Genomic DNA, 14,383 nt, shown 5'->3' on the forward strand with positions numbered 1-14,383 from the left:
AAATCAACCACTTCACCACCTCCTAGTGTTTTATCATGACATGCCGCACCACGGTGTAATCCTCAAGCCCGTACATCGACATATCTTTGCCGTAGCCGGAGAGTTTCTGGCCGCCGTGGGGCATTTCGCTGACCAGCATAAAATGCGTGTTGACCCAGGTGCAGCCATATTGCAGGCGGGCGCTGAGGCGGTGCGCGCGGCCGACATCGCGCGTCCAGACGGAGGACGCGAGGCCATATTGCGAGTCGTTGGCATACTCCAGCGCCTGGGCTTCATCTTCAAACGGCGTGACGCTGACGACCGGGCCGAAGACTTCGCGCTGCACAATCGCGTCCTCCTGCTTCGCGCCCGCCAGCACCGTTGGCTGGAAATAATAGCCCGGCCCGTCGACTTTTTCGCCGCCCGTCACCACGCGGATATGCGCCTGCGCTTTCGCGGCCTCCACCGCCTGGATCACGCGGTTAAGATGCGCCTCGGAGCTGAGCGGCCCAAGCTCGGTGCTTTCATCTTCCGGCGCGCCCGTTTTCAGGCTGCCGACCGCCGCGCCGAGTTTTTCCACCAGCTGGTCATAAATCCCTTTTTGCGCGTAGATGCGGCACGCTGCCGTGCAGTCCTGGCCCGCGTTATAGAAACCGAACGTACGGATGCCTTCCACCACCGCGTCGAGATCGGCGTCGTCAAAGACCAGCACCGGCGCTTTACCGCCAAGCTCCATATGGGTGCGCTTAATCGATGACGCAGTGCGGCGGATGATATGCTCGCCGGTGGCGATGGAGCCAGTGAGCGACACCATACGCACCTTTTCATGGCTGGTCAGCGGGTCGCCGACCGTCTGGCCGCGGCCAAACAGTACATTCAGCACGCCTGCCGGGAAGATATCTTTGGCCAGTTCCGCGAGCTTAAACGCGGTGAGCGGGGTGATTTCCGAGGGCTTTAACACCACGCAGTTGCCTGCCGCCAGCGCGGGCGCGAGCTTCCAGGCCGCCATCATCAGCGGGTAGTTCCAGGGCGCGATGGACGCCACGACGCCTACCGGGTCGCGGCGGATCATGGAAGTGTGATCCGCCAGATATTCACCCGCGGCGAGTCCGTTTAAGCAACGCGCGGCCCCGGCGAAGAAACGAAACACATCCGCCACCGCCGGGATTTCATCACCCGCCACGCAGTGCAGCGGCTTGCCGCAGTTTTGAGATTCAAGCTGCGCGAAGGTCTGCGCGTTCTGCTCAATGACGTCCGCGAGCTTAAGCAGCGCTTCGGCGCGTTCTTTGGGCGTGGTGAGACGCCAGTGTTCAAAGGCCGCGTCGGCGGCGGTAACCGCCTCATCCACCTGCTCCGCGCTGGCTTCGGCAATCTCAATCAGCACCTCGCCGGTGGCGGGGTTATAGACCGGCAGGCGCTCGCCCTTGCCTTCCACCAGCGCGCCGTTAATCAGTAATTGACTCTGCATAGCGTATTCCTTTGAGGTTATTTGCCGCTACCGGCGACAGTTTCATCATCGCGCGTCAGCCACCACGCCCCAAGGATAGGGATCATGGTAAGGATCATGACGCACAGCGCCACCACGTTGGTCACCGGCACGTCGCGCGGGCGGCCGAGCTGGTTCAGCAGCCACAGCGGCAGGGTGCGCTCGTGGCCTGCGGTAAACGTGGTGACAATAATTTCATCAAACGAGAGCGCGAAGGCGAGCATGCCGCCCGCCAGCAGCGCGGTGCCGAGGTTCGGCATAATGATGTAGCGAAAGGTCTGCCAGCCGTCCGCGCCGAGATCCATTGACGCCTCAATCTGGCTCCAGGCGGTGCGCCGCAGCCGGGCGATGACGTTATTAAAGACGACCACCACACAAAACGTGGCGTGTCCGACCACCATCGTGAGAAAGCCCGGCTCAATATCGAACTGCCTAAAGGCCGTCAGGAGCGCGATACCAGTGATAATGCCCGGCAGCGCGATGGGCAGCAGCAACAGCAGCGAGACCGCGTTTTTACCAAAAAACTCCCGTCGCCAGAGCGCGGCGGCGGCAAGCGTGCCGAGCACAAGCGCCAGCAGCGTCGCAAGCAGCGCCACTTTAAGTGACAACGACACGGCATCGAGAATATCGGCGCGCTGTGCTGCAATCTCAAACCAGCGCAGCGTCAGGCCCTTCGGCGGAAAGCTGAAGGCCGACTCTTCGGTGTTAAAGGCGTAGAGCGCGATAATCGCCAGCGGAAAGTGCAGGAAAATCACCCCGCCCCACGCGGCAATTTTAAGGGGCCACGGCGCGCGGTCAGAGTGCATCGAACGCTCCCAGGCGCTTTACAAACGCCAGATAAACGGCAATCAGGACAATCGGCACCAGCGTAAACGCCGCCGCCATCGGCATATTGCCGATAGCCCCTTGCTGAGAATAGACCATGTTGCCGATGAAAAAGCCCGGCGGGCCGATGAGCTGCGGCACGATAAAATCGCCGAGCGTTAACGAGAAGGTGAAAATTGAGCCTGCCGCAATGCCCGGCACCGCCAGCGGCAGCACCACGTGGCGGAAAGTCTGCGCGGGCGTCGCGCCGAGATCGGCAGAGGCCTGCAACAGCGACGGCGGCAGGCGCTCAAGCGCCGCCTGCACCGGCAGGATCATAAACGGCAGCCAGATATAAACGAACACCAGGAACCGCCCGAACCCGGAGGTGGAGAGCGTGTTGCCGCCGATGCCCGGCACCGTCAGCAGCGCGCTGAGCGCCCCTTCAAGCCCCAGATGTTGCAGGAACCATTGCGCCACGCCGTCGCGCGCCAGCAGCAGCGTCCACGCATACGCCTTTACGATATAGCTCGCCCACATCGGCAGCATTACGGCGATATAGAAAAACGCCTTCAGCGTGCCGCGCGTGTAGCGCGCCATATACCAGGCCATCGGGAATGCCAGAATGGCGCAGGCGAGAGAAACAGCAATCGCCATCACCAGGGTGCGCAAAATAATGTCGTAATTGGCAGGATTAAACAGCGCGCGCAGATTGGCCAGCGTCAGATCCGGCGTCACCGACATCGTAAAATCGTCGAAGGTGTAAAAACCCTGCCATAAGAGCGTCAGGAGCGAGCCGAGATAGACGATGCCGAACCACATTAGCGGCGGCAGCAACAGCAGAAACAGCCAGAGCGTCGGACGCCGCCAGAGGAGCGTCGCGCCGCGTCGCAGCAGGCCGCCGGAACGCGCGGTGGCAGGGAGTGTCATATCCATCTCACCCCTCGCTCAGCCGGATCATCGCGGCGCGCGCCCAGGACGCCGTCACCGGCTGACCTGCGCAAAGCGGCGGCGCATCGGGCGCGGGCGACGGATTAGCCTGGCTTACCAGCAGCTTTTCGCCGCTCTCAAGCGCCAGCTCAAAGCGCGTGGCCGCGCCCTGGAACTGCACCGCCTGCACCGTGCCGCGCACCTGGATTTCACCGGGTTCGTTAAGCCGGATATGCTCCGGGCGCAGTGAAAAGGTGCCCGCCGCGCCGCCGAGCTGCTGCGTCAGGGCGTCGCTCAGTACATTAGCGGTACCGACAAAACCGGCGACAAACGGCGTGCGCGGGCGCATGTAAAGCTCGCGCGGCGCGTCGATCTGCTCGATGCGCCCGTGGTTGAACACCGCCACCCGGTCAGACATCGACAGCGCTTCGCTCTGATCGTGGGTGACAAACACAAACGTAATGCCGAGCGAGCGTTGCAGGTTTTTTAATTCGACCTGCATCTGCTCGCGCAGTTTGAGATCGAGCGCGCCGAGCGGTTCGTCCAGCAGCAGCACGCGCGGCTCGTTAACCAGTGCGCGGGCGATGGCGACGCGCTGACGCTGCCCGCCGGAGAGCTGCGATGGTTTGCGTACATGGGTAAAGCCGAGCGCGACCCTCTCCAGCGCCTCGCGGGCGCGGGTAAGCCGCGTTTTTTTATCGACGCCTTTGACCATCAGCCCGTAGGCGACATTCTCCAGCACCGACATATGCGGAAACAGCGCGTAATCCTGAAACACGGTGTTGACGTCGCGCGACCACGGCGGCAGCAGGCTGGCCTCGCGACCAAACAGGCGGATCGCGCCCAGGCTTAACTGCTCAAAGCCCGCAATCATGCGCAGACAGGTCGTTTTGCCGGAGCCGGACGGCCCCAGCATGGAGAAAAACTCCCCGTCTTCGATGGTCATGCTGACGTTATCGACCGCCCGCACGTCGCCATAGTGGCGGGAGACCTGCTGAAACTCCACTGCATAAGCCATACGTCCCCCGCGTTTAGCGACCGCCCATAATGGCGATGTAATCCTGCGTCCAGCGGCTGTACGGTACATATTTCCCGCCCTGCGCGACCGGCGTTTTCCAGAAGGCGATTTTGTCGAAGAAGGTGAAACCGTTGGTGTCGCAGCCCTTTTCGCCAAGCAGTGTGCTGGCCTTACAGCCTTCCGGCACCGCCGGGAGCGAGCCAAACCAGGCGGCGACATCGCCCTGCACTTTCGGCGTCAGCGACCAGTCCATCCATTTGTAGGCGCAGTTGGGGTGTTTCGCGTCGGCATGAAGCATGGTGGTATCGGCCCAGCCGGTCACGCCCTCTTTCGGAAAGACAGTGGCGATGGGCTGACCTTCGTTTTTCAGCGCATTCGCCTGGTACGGCCAGGCGCTGGCGGCCACCACGCCCTCGTTTTTGAAATCGCTCATCTGCACCGTGGTGTCGTGCCAGTAGCGGTGGATCAGCTGATGCTGATCGCGCAGCACTTTCAGCACCGCGCCATACTGCGCCTCGGTAAGCTGGTAAGGATCGGTGATGCCAAGCTCCGGCTGCGTGGCTTTGACATAGAGCGCCGCATCGGCGATATAAATCGGCCCGTCGTAGGCCTGCACGCGGCCCTGGTTGGATTTACCGTCCGCGAGCGGCTGTTTTATAAATAATACCGCCCAGCTGTCCGGCGGCGTCGGGAAGGCTTTGGTGTTGTACATCAGCAGGTTCGGCCCCCACTGGTAAGGCGTGCCGTAGACCTTGCCGTTCAGGTTAAACCATTCGCCGTTCACCAGGCGCGGGTCGATGTTTTTCCAGTTAGGGATAAGCGCGGTGTTAATCGGCTGCACGCGTTTGCCCATGATAAGACGCAGCGAGGCGTCGCCGGAGGCGGTGACCAGGTCATAGCCGCCTTTCGCCATCAGGCTGACCATTTCATCCGACGTGGCGGCGGTTTTCACGTTCACTGTGCAGCCGGAGGATTTTTCAAATTCGGTCACCCAGTCGTAGGCTTTATCCGTCTGGCCGCGTTCGATGTAGCCTGGCCAGGCGATGATATCGAGGCGGCCTTCCCCCTGGCCGAGTTGAGATGGCGGTTCGGCGGCGCTGGCGACGCTTACCGTCAGGCACAGCGCGGCGGCCGCGCTAAGCACGAAAGAATGGGTCATTGTCGTTACTCCTGTCTGAATGATAGTCGGCCGCCGTGCCGTAAAAATATCTCCCAAAATAACCATATACAGGCGCTGATAAACGCGCCTGCGCGCGCTTGTGGAATTTATTCAGGTTGTGACAAACCGCGCACTCTTTATTGTTCTGGCGCTAAAGCCGTATAAACACGGGAGTGGTTTTTTACAGTGTAGACAGGCGCTTAGCGAAGTGAAGCGTTTTCCGTTAAATATTATGATTTCCTATGCGTCGGGCAAATCACTATTAACAGAAATAATCCCTCTGGAATAAGCCTTATTCCCGGAGGGATTTTTATTACGGCAATAACCTGTTCTTTATTTGAGAATATAAACGGCAAATAATTGCGCGGATTATTCCGCGCGGGATTCGGCAACGTGCGGCGTGTCTTTCAGTGCCTCGCGGATAAGCGCGCCTAAGGTTTTCACCGCCTGCTCTTCACGCTCGCCCCACGCCCAGGAGGCGTTAAAGCGAAAATAGTTATGCCACAGCGTGCCGGTGGTAAACATCCTCCCCGGCGCGATGCTTATCTGGTGCGCCAGCGCGCGCTCATGCAGTTTGCCTGCGTCGAGCGGCGCGGGCAGTTCAACCCACAGAAAATAGCCGCTCTCGCTGCGGTGAATTTTCACCGCCGCCGGAAAGTGTCTGCGCAGCGACTGCCACGCCGCCTGCTTGCGCTCGGCGAGAATGCGCCGCAGCCGCCGCAGATGCGTGTCGTAGCGCCGGGTGGCGAGGTAATCCACCAGCGCCATCTGCATCGGCGAGCTGGTGGAGAGCGTGCTCATCAGTTGCAACTGCTGGATGCGCCGCGCGTGCCGCCCCGCCGCCACCCAGCCGATGCGAAATCCGGCCACCAGGCATTTGGAAAACGACGAGCAGTGCAGCGTGAGGCCCTGGCTGTCCCAGGCTTTTACCGGCAGCGGCTTTTCGCGGCCGTAATAGAGCTCGCTGTAGACGTCATCTTCAATCAACACCACCTGATGGCGCGCCAGCAGCGCCATCAGCTGCTGCTTTTTCTCCGCGCTCAGGGTAAAGCCGAGCGGGTTCTGCGCGTTGCTCATCAGCCAGCAGGCTTTCACCGGGTACTCCTGGAGCGCCTTTTCCAGCGCATCAAGATCGATTCCCTGCTGCGCGTCGGTGGCGACCGACAGCGCTTTAAGCCGCAGGCGTTCCAGCGCCTGGAGCGCGCCGTAAAAACAGGGGTTTTCGACAATCACCCAGTCGCCCGGCTCGGTCACGGCTTGCAGGCTCAGGTTTAATGCCTCAAGCGCCCCTGCGGTGATGACGATTTCATCCGGCGAGACATTCATGCCCTGCATCGCGTAGCGACGGGCAATCGCGTGGCGCAGCGCCTCGTTGCCGGGCGGCAGGTTTTCAATCACGCTCATGGCGTTGGCCGAGCGGCTGACGCTCGACAGCGATCGGTTGAGCTGCGCCAGCGGAAAGAGGCGCGGGTCGGGAAACGCGGAGCCGAACGGCACCACCGCAGCGTCAGTACTCGCCTGCAGGACGTCGAAAATATAGGTGTTGATGTCGACCTGCTCATCGCGCGTCACCTGCTCAAGCGCGCGCGGCGGGCGCGCTAACGGTTTCGGCGCCACGTAATAGCCCGACTGCGGACGCGCCACGATGACGCCCTGGCTTTCCAGCGTCTGGTATGCGTGGCTGACGGTCATAAAACTCATGCCGCTGTTCGCCACCTGCTCGCGCAGGGAGGGCAGCCGGTCGCCAGGGTGCCATACCCCAAGCGCAATCTGATCGGTTATCTGCTGGGCCAGCCGCTCGTATTTTTTCATCGCACCTCGCGGCATCCGGCCGCATTCACAGGGAGTTAACAACTGACGGGTATCATCGTGCCGTCTGGTTAGATCAGGCAAGCAAAATCGCAACTTTTTATTTAACTGTTATAGTCAAATAACGTCTTTCTGTTTCTGCACGTTCGTGCTGCCCCTGATTACCATTGTCGCGGACAACTTTATGTCATGAGGTTTGCATGTTTGGTTTAGATGCGTTTCATCTGGCAAGGATTCAGTTTGCTTTTACTGTCTCTTTCCACATTATTTTCCCCGCCATTACTATCGGTCTCGCCAGTTACCTCGCGGTGCTGGAAGGGCTGTGGCTGAAAACAAAAAATCCGGTCTGGCGCTCGCTGTACCATTTCTGGTCGAAAATTTTCGCAGTTAACTTCGGCATGGGCGTGGTCTCCGGCCTGGTGATGGCGTATCAGTTTGGCACCAACTGGAGCGGCTTTTCCCAGTTCGCCGGGAGTATTACCGGCCCCCTGCTCACGTATGAAGTGCTGACCGCCTTCTTCCTGGAAGCGGGTTTTCTCGGCGTGATGCTGTTTGGCTGGAATAAAGTCGGCCCCGGCCTGCACTTTTTCTCCACCTGCATGGTGGCGCTCGGCACGCTGATCTCAACCTTCTGGATCCTCGCCTCCAATAGCTGGATGCACACGCCGCAGGGCTTTGAGATCCACAATGGCCAGGTGGTGCCCGTAGACTGGGTGGCGGTGATTTTTAACCCCTCCTTCCCGTACCGCCTGCTGCATATGTCGATAGCCGCGTTTTTGAGCAGCGCCTTTTTTGTCGGTGCATCCGCCGCCTGGCATCTGCTGCGCGGCAACGATACCCCCGCCATTCGCCGGATGTTCTCAATGGCGCTGTGGATGGCGCTGATTGTCGCCCCCGTGCAGGCGATGATTGGCGATATGCACGGGCTGAATACGCTTAAACACCAACCCGCGAAAATTGCTGCGATCGAAGGGCACTGGGAGAACCCGCCAGGCGAGGCGACGCCGCTGACGCTGTTCGGCATCCCGGATATGGACGAAGAGCGCACCAAATATGCGCTGGAAGTGCCGAAGCTCGGCAGCATTATTCTGACGCACAGCCTGGATAAACAGGTGCCGGCGTTGAAAGAGTTCCCGAAAGACGAACGCCCGAACTCCACCATCGTCTTCTGGTCATTCCGCATTATGGTGGCGATGGGGCTCTTAATGATCCTGCTGGGCGTGGTGAGCGTCTGGCTGCGCTACAAAAACCGCCTCTATACCTCGCGCCCGTTCCACCATTTCGCGCTGTGGATGGGCCCGGCCGGGCTGATTGCCATCCTCGCAGGCTGGGTAACGACCGAAGTGGGCCGCCAGCCGTGGGTGGTGTATGGCCTGCAACGCACGCGCGACGCGGTCTCCGGACACGGCGATTTGCAGATGAGCCTGAGCCTTATCGCCTTTATCGTGGTGTATACCTCGGTGTTCGGCGTCGGCTACAGCTATATGGTGCGACTGATTAAAAAAGGGCCGCAGCCGCTGGACGATATTCCTTCCAGCACCGACGGCAGGCCAGCGCGTCCGCTTTCAGCGGCGGGCGAATCTCTGGATAGCGCAGAGGAGAAAGCGTAATGGGTATCGATCTCTCCATCATCTGGTTTGTGATAATCGTCTTCGCCACGCTGATGTATATCGTGATGGATGGCTTTGATCTTGGCATCGGCATTCTGTTCCCGTTTGTGCGCGACGGCCATGACCGTGATGTGATGGTCAACAGCGTGGCGCCCGTCTGGGACGGCAACGAAACCTGGCTGGTGCTGGGCGGCGCCGGGCTGTTCGGCGCGTTTCCGCTGGCCTATGCCGTGATAATCGACGCGCTGACCATTCCGCTGACCTTAATGCTGATCGGGCTGATTTTCCGCGGCGTGGCGTTTGAGTTCCGCTTCAAGGCGACACCCGCGCACCGTCCGTTCTGGGATAAAGCGTTTCTGAGCGGGTCGATTCTCGCCACCTTCTGCCAGGGTATCGTGGTCGGCGCGGTGATTAACGGCTTTAAGGTGACGGGCCGCACCTTCAGCGGCTCGGCGCTCGACTGGCTGACGCCGTTTAACCTCTTCTGCGGCGTGGGTCTGGTGGTCGCTTATGCGCTGCTCGGCGCGAGCTGGATTGTGATGAAGAGCGAAAACCAGCTGCACCAGAATATGCGTCGCCTGGCGCGCTCGCTGCTGCTGGCGCTGCTCGTGGTTATCGCCATTATCAGCGCCTGGACGCCGCTTGCGCATCAGGCGGTTGCCGAGCGCTGGTTTACGCTGCCGAATCTCTGGTTCCTGCTGCCGGTGCCGGTGCTGGTGGGGCTTTTCAGCCTCTGGCTGTGGCGACAGCTTGCGAACCCGGCGAGCCATACGCTGCCGTTTGTGCTGACGCTGGGGCTGATTTTCTTAGGCTTCAGCGGGCTTGGCATCAGCATCTGGCCGCATATTATTCCGCCTGATATCACGCTGTGGGAAGCCGCCGCGCCGCCCGCAAGCCAGGGCTTTATGCTGGTAGGCGCGCTGCTGATTATCCCGATAATCCTGGTGTACACCTTCTGGAGCTACTATGTGTTCCGCGGAAAAGTTCAGCATGGGGAGGGTTATCACTGATGGAACATCACGATTCGCCGCGCTGGAAAAAGCTGCTGTGGCTGGTGGTTATCTGGTCCGCCAGCGTGCTGGCGCTCGGCGCGGTCAGTATGGTGCTGCGTCTGCTGATGAGCGCGGCCGGGCTGAAAACGCCATAATCTCATGTCGGGCCAGCCTTCGCGCTGGCCCTGTTTTTTCCTGTTTTCTCAACGCAGCCTCAACCAATGTCTTTTTTCGCGGCCAGGCATTGCGGCGTTTTTTTTATATCGGTATTCTCAAACAATCCATCCAGACGGATTGTTTACTATGACTCAGGCACATCATCGTTCAAAATCACCGGAAACCCTGCGCCAGACGCTGCTCGACTGCGCCGCGCAGCTCATCGCCGAACAGGGCCTCGCGGGCCTGACGCAGGAGAAAGTGATCCGCCGCGCAGGCGTAAGCAAAGGCGGGTTACAGCACCATTTCCCGACGCGCCAGGCGCTGGTGGATGGCGTGGTGACGCATCTCCAGACGGCGCTGCTGGAGGAAATCCATGCGCTGATGGCGAAAGATCCGAACCCCAACGGGCGCGCCACCCGCGCCTATATTCATTCCTGCGTCAGAGCGATGCCGGACCGCGAACAGGCGGTGAACCGCGCGCTGATGACGGCCATTTTTGCCGACCCGGCGCTGCAGCAAAACTGGGGACGATTTTTAAACGACGCCCTGCCCCGTGATGACGATGAAAAGGCGTCGCCGGAGGTAGCGCGGCGTCGGCTGCTCTGCCGGATGACGGCGGACGGGCTCTGGTTCGCCGCGCTGTGCGGCAATCACACGGTGCCGCCTGGCGAACGGGCGGCGTTAATTGAGACACTATTAGCCATGACGGAGTAATGTATGACCTGGGTACTGCTCTCAGTAGCGATTGTTTGTGAAGTGATTGGCACCACGTTTCTGAAACTGTCGGAAGGCTTCAGCCGCCTGGTGCCGACGCTGGTGACGGCCCTCTGCTACGGCATCGCCTTCTGGTGCCTGAGCGTCACCATGCGCACGATCCCGACCGGCATTATCTACGCCATCTGGTCGGGCGTCGGCATTGTGCTGATAGGCATCGTGGGCTGGATCTTCCTCGGCCAGAAGCTTGATCTCCCCGCTATGCTCGGTATGGGGCTTATCATCGCAGGCGTTATCGTGATTAACCTTTTCTCCCGCGCGGTCGCGCACTGAATCATCGCCGGGTGGCCCCTGCCCGGCGATTGCCTTTTCTTATGAATGCCCGCCTGTTATCGCCGCTTTTATCTCCGCGTCACCCTAAGGATAATCTTAGAGCCTTTGAAATATATGTTGGGGCGCTTACCACTATAACCACACTGTTATTAAGCCTGTAAGCAAAGCGGTAAATAAATATCCCCACCGCAATATATGAGACTATTTTGCGAAAATATAATCACCTTCCGGAATAGTTTCCATGCCTCGCCGTTTTTCATTCAAAATAGCGGTATGTATTTTTTTGTCGTTTATATGGATGAGATGCGGCACTTATAAAATATAAAAACCCCGCCACATCGCACCGGGAATTCCTCCGCTACCTTATGCTCACCCTGGCTTTCAGGTTATTCATTCAACGAGGTTTATCATGGTGCAGCAATCAGCAGTGCTGGATAAAGTGACGCCTGCCCAGGACCGCCTGACGGTCCGGGAAAAATTAGGTTTCGGATTTGGTGATGCGGCCTGCAATATGAGCTGGGGGCCGGTAACCATGTTTTTAACCTGGTTCTATACCGATATATTTGGATTAAACGCAGCGCTTATCGCCACCATGTTTTTAGTGGTGCGTTTGCTGGATGCCTTTATCGACCCGGTTATCGGCGCGCTTGCCGACCGTTACCCGACCCGCCACGGGCGTTTTCGTCCGTGGATCCTCTATGGTTGCGGCCCGTTTTGCGCTATCTGTATTTTCGCGTTTTATACGCCGGATTTAACCGGCAGCGCGAAAGAAATCTACGCCTTCGTCACTTATTTATTGCTCTCGGTCCTCTACAGTACGGTGAATATTCCTTACTGCTCGCTCGGCAGCGTGATTACCGCCAACCCCGTAGACCGCGTGGCCTGCCAGTCCTACCGCTTTACGATGGCCAACAGCGCCGTACTGCTCTGCTCGCTGACCCTGCTGCCGCTGGTCGATTACCTCGGCGGCGGCAACCAGCAAAAAGGCTTTTTTATTACTAACGCCATGTTCTCGGTCATTGGCCTGTGCCTGTTTTTACTCTGCTTTTTTAATACCCGCGAGCGCATAATGCCGCAGCGTGAAAAGCAGGAAAATATCGTCCGCAATTTCCGTTCCGCCTTTAAAAATGACCAGTGGTTAATGGTCGTCGCCGGGATGTTTATCGGCTGTATTCCTGCTTTTGTCTGCGGCGGCGCCACTATCTATTTCACCAAATATTTAATGCATCTCGATAACACCATGACCACGCTGTTTATCAGTATTGGCGTGGTGGCCTGCGTACTCGGCAATCTCGCGACCAGTTTCGTCACCCGTTATATTTGCAAAGTGAAACTGTATATCGCTGTAGGCTTTATTACGGCAGGGATTTCGATCGTTATTTATTTTGTCGACCCGCAAAATGTGATGCTGATCTTTATTCTTAATACGCTGCGCGCCTGGATTGGAGCCATCACCGTACCGGTATTCTGGTCATTTATTGCCGATGCTGACGATTATGGCGAGTGGAAACTGAAAAAACGCATGTCGGGTATTTACGCCTCCGGCAACCTGTTCGCGTTAAAAGTGAGTCTCGCCATTGGCGGCGCCATCACCGCGCTGGTGCTCTCCGCCACCCATTATGTGCCGGAAGCCGCCGTCCAGGCCCCCGCGACCCAGCAGGCCATTATGATGCTGATTACCTTTATTCCGGCCATCGGCGGCGTGCTGACCTCCACCATATTCCTGTTCTACAAGCTGGACAAAAAGACGATGCAGAAAATTCAGGACGATCTGAGCGTCGGGAAATATGCCAGCGATTCCGCCCTTCGTTAATAAGGAGACGTTATGACCACGTTATCGTTCACGCTTGACCCGCAGAACGTGATTTCCGCCATCGACCCGCGGCTGTTTGGCTCGTTTATCGAACATCTGGGCCGCGCGGTCTATACCGGCGTCTATGAGCCGGAGCATCCGCAGGCGGATGAAGACGGGTTTCGCCAGGACGTCATCGAGCTGGTAAAAGCGCTGCACGTCACCACGGTGCGTTATCCGGGCGGCAACTATGTCTCCGGCTTTAACTGGCGCGACAGTATCGGCCCGAAAGAGGACCGCCCGGTGCGCCTGGATTACGCCTGGATAAGCAAAGAGACCAACCAGTTCGGTATCGACGAGTTCGCCCGCTGGTGCGAGAAAACCGGCGTCGAGCCGATGATCGCGGTCAATCTTGGCACCGGCACGCCGCAGGAGGCGGGCTATTTCGCCGAGTACTGTAACCACCCTGGCGGCACAACGCTCAGCGATCTGCGTATTCAGCATGGCCGCCGCGAGCCGTATAACTTCCGCCTGTGGTGTCTTGGCAACGAAATGGACGGGCCGTGGCAGACCGGGCAGATGAACGCCCGCGAATATGCTCATAAGGCGCGCGAAACCGCCAAGATCCTCCGCTGTATCGACCCGCAGGCGCAACTGGTGGCGTGCGGCAGCTCAAGCTCCGCCATGACCACTTTCCCTGAGTGGGATCGCATCGTGCTCGAAGAGCTTTACGATTACGTCGATTTCATCTCCTGCCACCAGTATTACGAGAACGAAGGCAGCGAGACTGATTTTCTCGCCTCGTTCGTCAATATGGATAATTTCATCGAGACTATCGTCAGCACCGCCAACTACGCCAAAGCCGTGCGGCGCAGCAACAAAGAGATGATGATTTCGTTCGACGAGTGGAACGTCTGGTATCTGCGCGGCGACCCGTGGGATGCGCCGATGAAAGATCCGGCGAACCGCTTTCGCATCGCCCCGCCGCTGCTGGAAGACCGCTACTCCTTCCTCGACGCGCTGGTGATGGGCGGCCTGCTCTGCTCGCTGCTGAACCATGCCGACCGGGTGAAAATGGCAAGCCTCGCGCAGCTGGTGAATGTGATCGCCCCGATTTTCACCGAGCCGGGTAAAGGCGCGCTCTGCCAGACGCTCTTCTGGCCGTTCGAAATGGTGGCGAGCGTCAGCGACGGCGTGGTGCTGCGCCACCAGTTGCCGGTGCCGACGTTCAAAAGCAAATATGGCGACGCGCGCAGCGTCCAGTCGTCTGTGGTCTATAACGAAGCGCGCGGCGAAATTTATATTTTTGCCGTCAACTGCGACTTCACCACCCCCTATGAACTGGATATCAATCTGCCCGCCTTCAGTGACTGCCGCCTGACGGAACATAAAGTGCTGCGTAGCGACGATCTCTACGCCAAAAACACCTTTGACGATCCGAATCGCGTGCATCCGGAAATTATCGATTATCCGCACAGCCGCCTGCGCGACAACCAGATAACGCTCTCACCGTTGACCTGGAACCGCATCACGCTGTCGGTCGCCCGCGCGTAAGGAGAACGCCCGGCGCTCGCGCGCCCACTACCTCTGACAAGGCC

13 protein-coding genes are annotated in these 14,383 nt (G+C 59.0%); 7 read left to right on the forward strand and 6 right to left on the reverse strand.

The genetic code is table 11. The features are described 5' to 3' along the window. Positions 1-22 precede the first annotated feature (22 nt). From patD to BJP61_RS12240, 6 genes are all read right to left on the reverse strand, one after another. A complete protein-coding gene (patD, locus tag BJP61_RS12215; RefSeq protein ID WP_171998451.1) occupies positions 23-1,447 on the reverse strand; it encodes an aminobutyraldehyde dehydrogenase in 1,425 nt (474 codons plus the stop codon). Positions 1,448-1,464: 17 nt separating this feature from the next. Further along, entirely contained in the window at positions 1,465-2,271 is an 807-nt protein-coding gene (locus BJP61_RS12220; RefSeq protein WP_171998452.1) for an ABC transporter permease, read from the reverse strand. Beyond that, positions 2,261-3,205: an ABC transporter permease gene (locus BJP61_RS12225; RefSeq protein ID WP_171998453.1), complete on the reverse strand. Its 945-nt coding sequence runs from the start codon at positions 3,203-3,205 to the stop codon at positions 2,261-2,263. The genes BJP61_RS12220 and BJP61_RS12225 overlap by 11 nt, the downstream gene beginning before the upstream one ends. 1 nt (position 3,206) lies before the next feature. After that, complete coding sequence (locus BJP61_RS12230; protein WP_171998454.1) at positions 3,207-4,217, reverse strand: ABC transporter ATP-binding protein; 1,011 nt, start codon at positions 4,215-4,217, stop codon at positions 3,207-3,209. Between the two features lie 13 nt (positions 4,218-4,230). Continuing rightward, entirely contained in the window at positions 4,231-5,376 is a 1,146-nt protein-coding gene (ydcS, locus tag BJP61_RS12235; protein WP_038863094.1) for a putative ABC transporter substrate-binding protein YdcS, read from the reverse strand. Between the two features lie 369 nt (positions 5,377-5,745). Continuing rightward, on the reverse strand, positions 5,746-7,188 hold the full coding sequence (locus BJP61_RS12240) for a PLP-dependent aminotransferase family protein (protein WP_038863095.1): 1,443 nt from the start codon (positions 7,186-7,188) through the stop codon (positions 5,746-5,748). Positions 7,189-7,385: 197 nt separating this feature from the next. On the opposite strand from BJP61_RS12240, the gene BJP61_RS12245 reads away from it, so the two are divergent. The 7 genes from BJP61_RS12245 (at position 7,386) to BJP61_RS12275 (ending at position 14,339) form a co-directional block, all read left to right on the forward strand. Continuing rightward, positions 7,386-8,795 carry a cytochrome ubiquinol oxidase subunit I gene (locus BJP61_RS12245; RefSeq protein ID WP_038863096.1) on the forward strand — a complete coding sequence of 470 codons (1,410 nt, stop codon included), beginning with the start codon at positions 7,386-7,388 and terminating at the stop codon, positions 8,793-8,795. Next, positions 8,795-9,805, forward strand: coding sequence for a cytochrome d ubiquinol oxidase subunit II (cydB, locus tag BJP61_RS12250; RefSeq protein ID WP_038863098.1), 1,011 nt, complete (start codon positions 8,795-8,797; stop codon positions 9,803-9,805). Before BJP61_RS12245 ends, cydB begins: the two co-directional genes overlap by 1 nt. Then, positions 9,805-9,942 carry a DUF2474 domain-containing protein gene (locus BJP61_RS12255; protein WP_071603685.1) on the forward strand — a complete coding sequence of 46 codons (138 nt, stop codon included), beginning with the start codon at positions 9,805-9,807 and terminating at the stop codon, positions 9,940-9,942. The genes cydB and BJP61_RS12255 overlap by 1 nt, the downstream gene beginning before the upstream one ends. Before the next feature lie 148 nt (positions 9,943-10,090). Then, positions 10,091-10,660 carry a TetR/AcrR family transcriptional regulator gene (locus BJP61_RS12260; protein WP_171998455.1) on the forward strand — a complete coding sequence of 190 codons (570 nt, stop codon included), beginning with the start codon at positions 10,091-10,093 and terminating at the stop codon, positions 10,658-10,660. 3 nt (positions 10,661-10,663) lie between these two features. After that, positions 10,664-10,993: an SMR family transporter gene (locus BJP61_RS12265; protein ID WP_075192071.1), complete on the forward strand. Its 330-nt coding sequence runs from the start codon at positions 10,664-10,666 to the stop codon at positions 10,991-10,993. A 409-nt stretch (positions 10,994-11,402) separates the two neighbouring features. Next, a complete protein-coding gene (locus BJP61_RS12270; RefSeq protein ID WP_075192072.1) occupies positions 11,403-12,806 on the forward strand; it encodes an MFS transporter in 1,404 nt (467 codons plus the stop codon). 12 nt (positions 12,807-12,818) lie between these two features. After that, on the forward strand, positions 12,819-14,339 hold the full coding sequence (locus BJP61_RS12275) for an alpha-N-arabinofuranosidase (RefSeq protein ID WP_171998456.1): 1,521 nt from the start codon (positions 12,819-12,821) through the stop codon (positions 14,337-14,339). The last annotated feature ends 44 nt before the right edge of the window (positions 14,340-14,383 follow it).

This window comes from Cronobacter sp. JZ38 (assembly GCF_008932145.1).
Classification (GTDB): Bacteria; Pseudomonadota; Gammaproteobacteria; order Enterobacterales; family Enterobacteriaceae; genus Cronobacter; species Cronobacter muytjensii.

Coding starts and splice junctions, on each gene's coding strand:
- patD (WP_171998451.1), bottom strand. CDS start 1,447: ATGCAGAGTCAATTACTGATTAACGGCGCGCTGGTGGAAGGCAAGGGC.
- BJP61_RS12220 (WP_171998452.1), bottom strand. CDS start 2,271: ATGCACTCTGACCGCGCGCCGTGGCCCCTTAAAATTGCCGCGTGGGGC.
- BJP61_RS12225 (WP_171998453.1), bottom strand. CDS start 3,205: ATGGATATGACACTCCCTGCCACCGCGCGTTCCGGCGGCCTGCTGCGA.
- BJP61_RS12230 (WP_171998454.1), bottom strand. CDS start 4,217: ATGGCTTATGCAGTGGAGTTTCAGCAGGTCTCCCGCCACTATGGCGAC.
- ydcS (WP_038863094.1), bottom strand. CDS start 5,376: ATGACCCATTCTTTCGTGCTTAGCGCGGCCGCCGCGCTGTGCCTGACG.
- BJP61_RS12240 (WP_038863095.1), bottom strand. CDS start 7,188: ATGAAAAAATACGAGCGGCTGGCCCAGCAGATAACCGATCAGATTGCG.
- BJP61_RS12245 (WP_038863096.1), top strand. CDS start 7,386: ATGTTTGGTTTAGATGCGTTTCATCTGGCAAGGATTCAGTTTGCTTTT.
- cydB (WP_038863098.1), top strand. CDS start 8,795: ATGGGTATCGATCTCTCCATCATCTGGTTTGTGATAATCGTCTTCGCC.
- BJP61_RS12255 (WP_071603685.1), top strand. CDS start 9,805: ATGGAACATCACGATTCGCCGCGCTGGAAAAAGCTGCTGTGGCTGGTG.
- BJP61_RS12260 (WP_171998455.1), top strand. CDS start 10,091: ATGACTCAGGCACATCATCGTTCAAAATCACCGGAAACCCTGCGCCAG.
- BJP61_RS12265 (WP_075192071.1), top strand. CDS start 10,664: ATGACCTGGGTACTGCTCTCAGTAGCGATTGTTTGTGAAGTGATTGGC.
- BJP61_RS12270 (WP_075192072.1), top strand. CDS start 11,403: ATGGTGCAGCAATCAGCAGTGCTGGATAAAGTGACGCCTGCCCAGGAC.
- BJP61_RS12275 (WP_171998456.1), top strand. CDS start 12,819: ATGACCACGTTATCGTTCACGCTTGACCCGCAGAACGTGATTTCCGCC.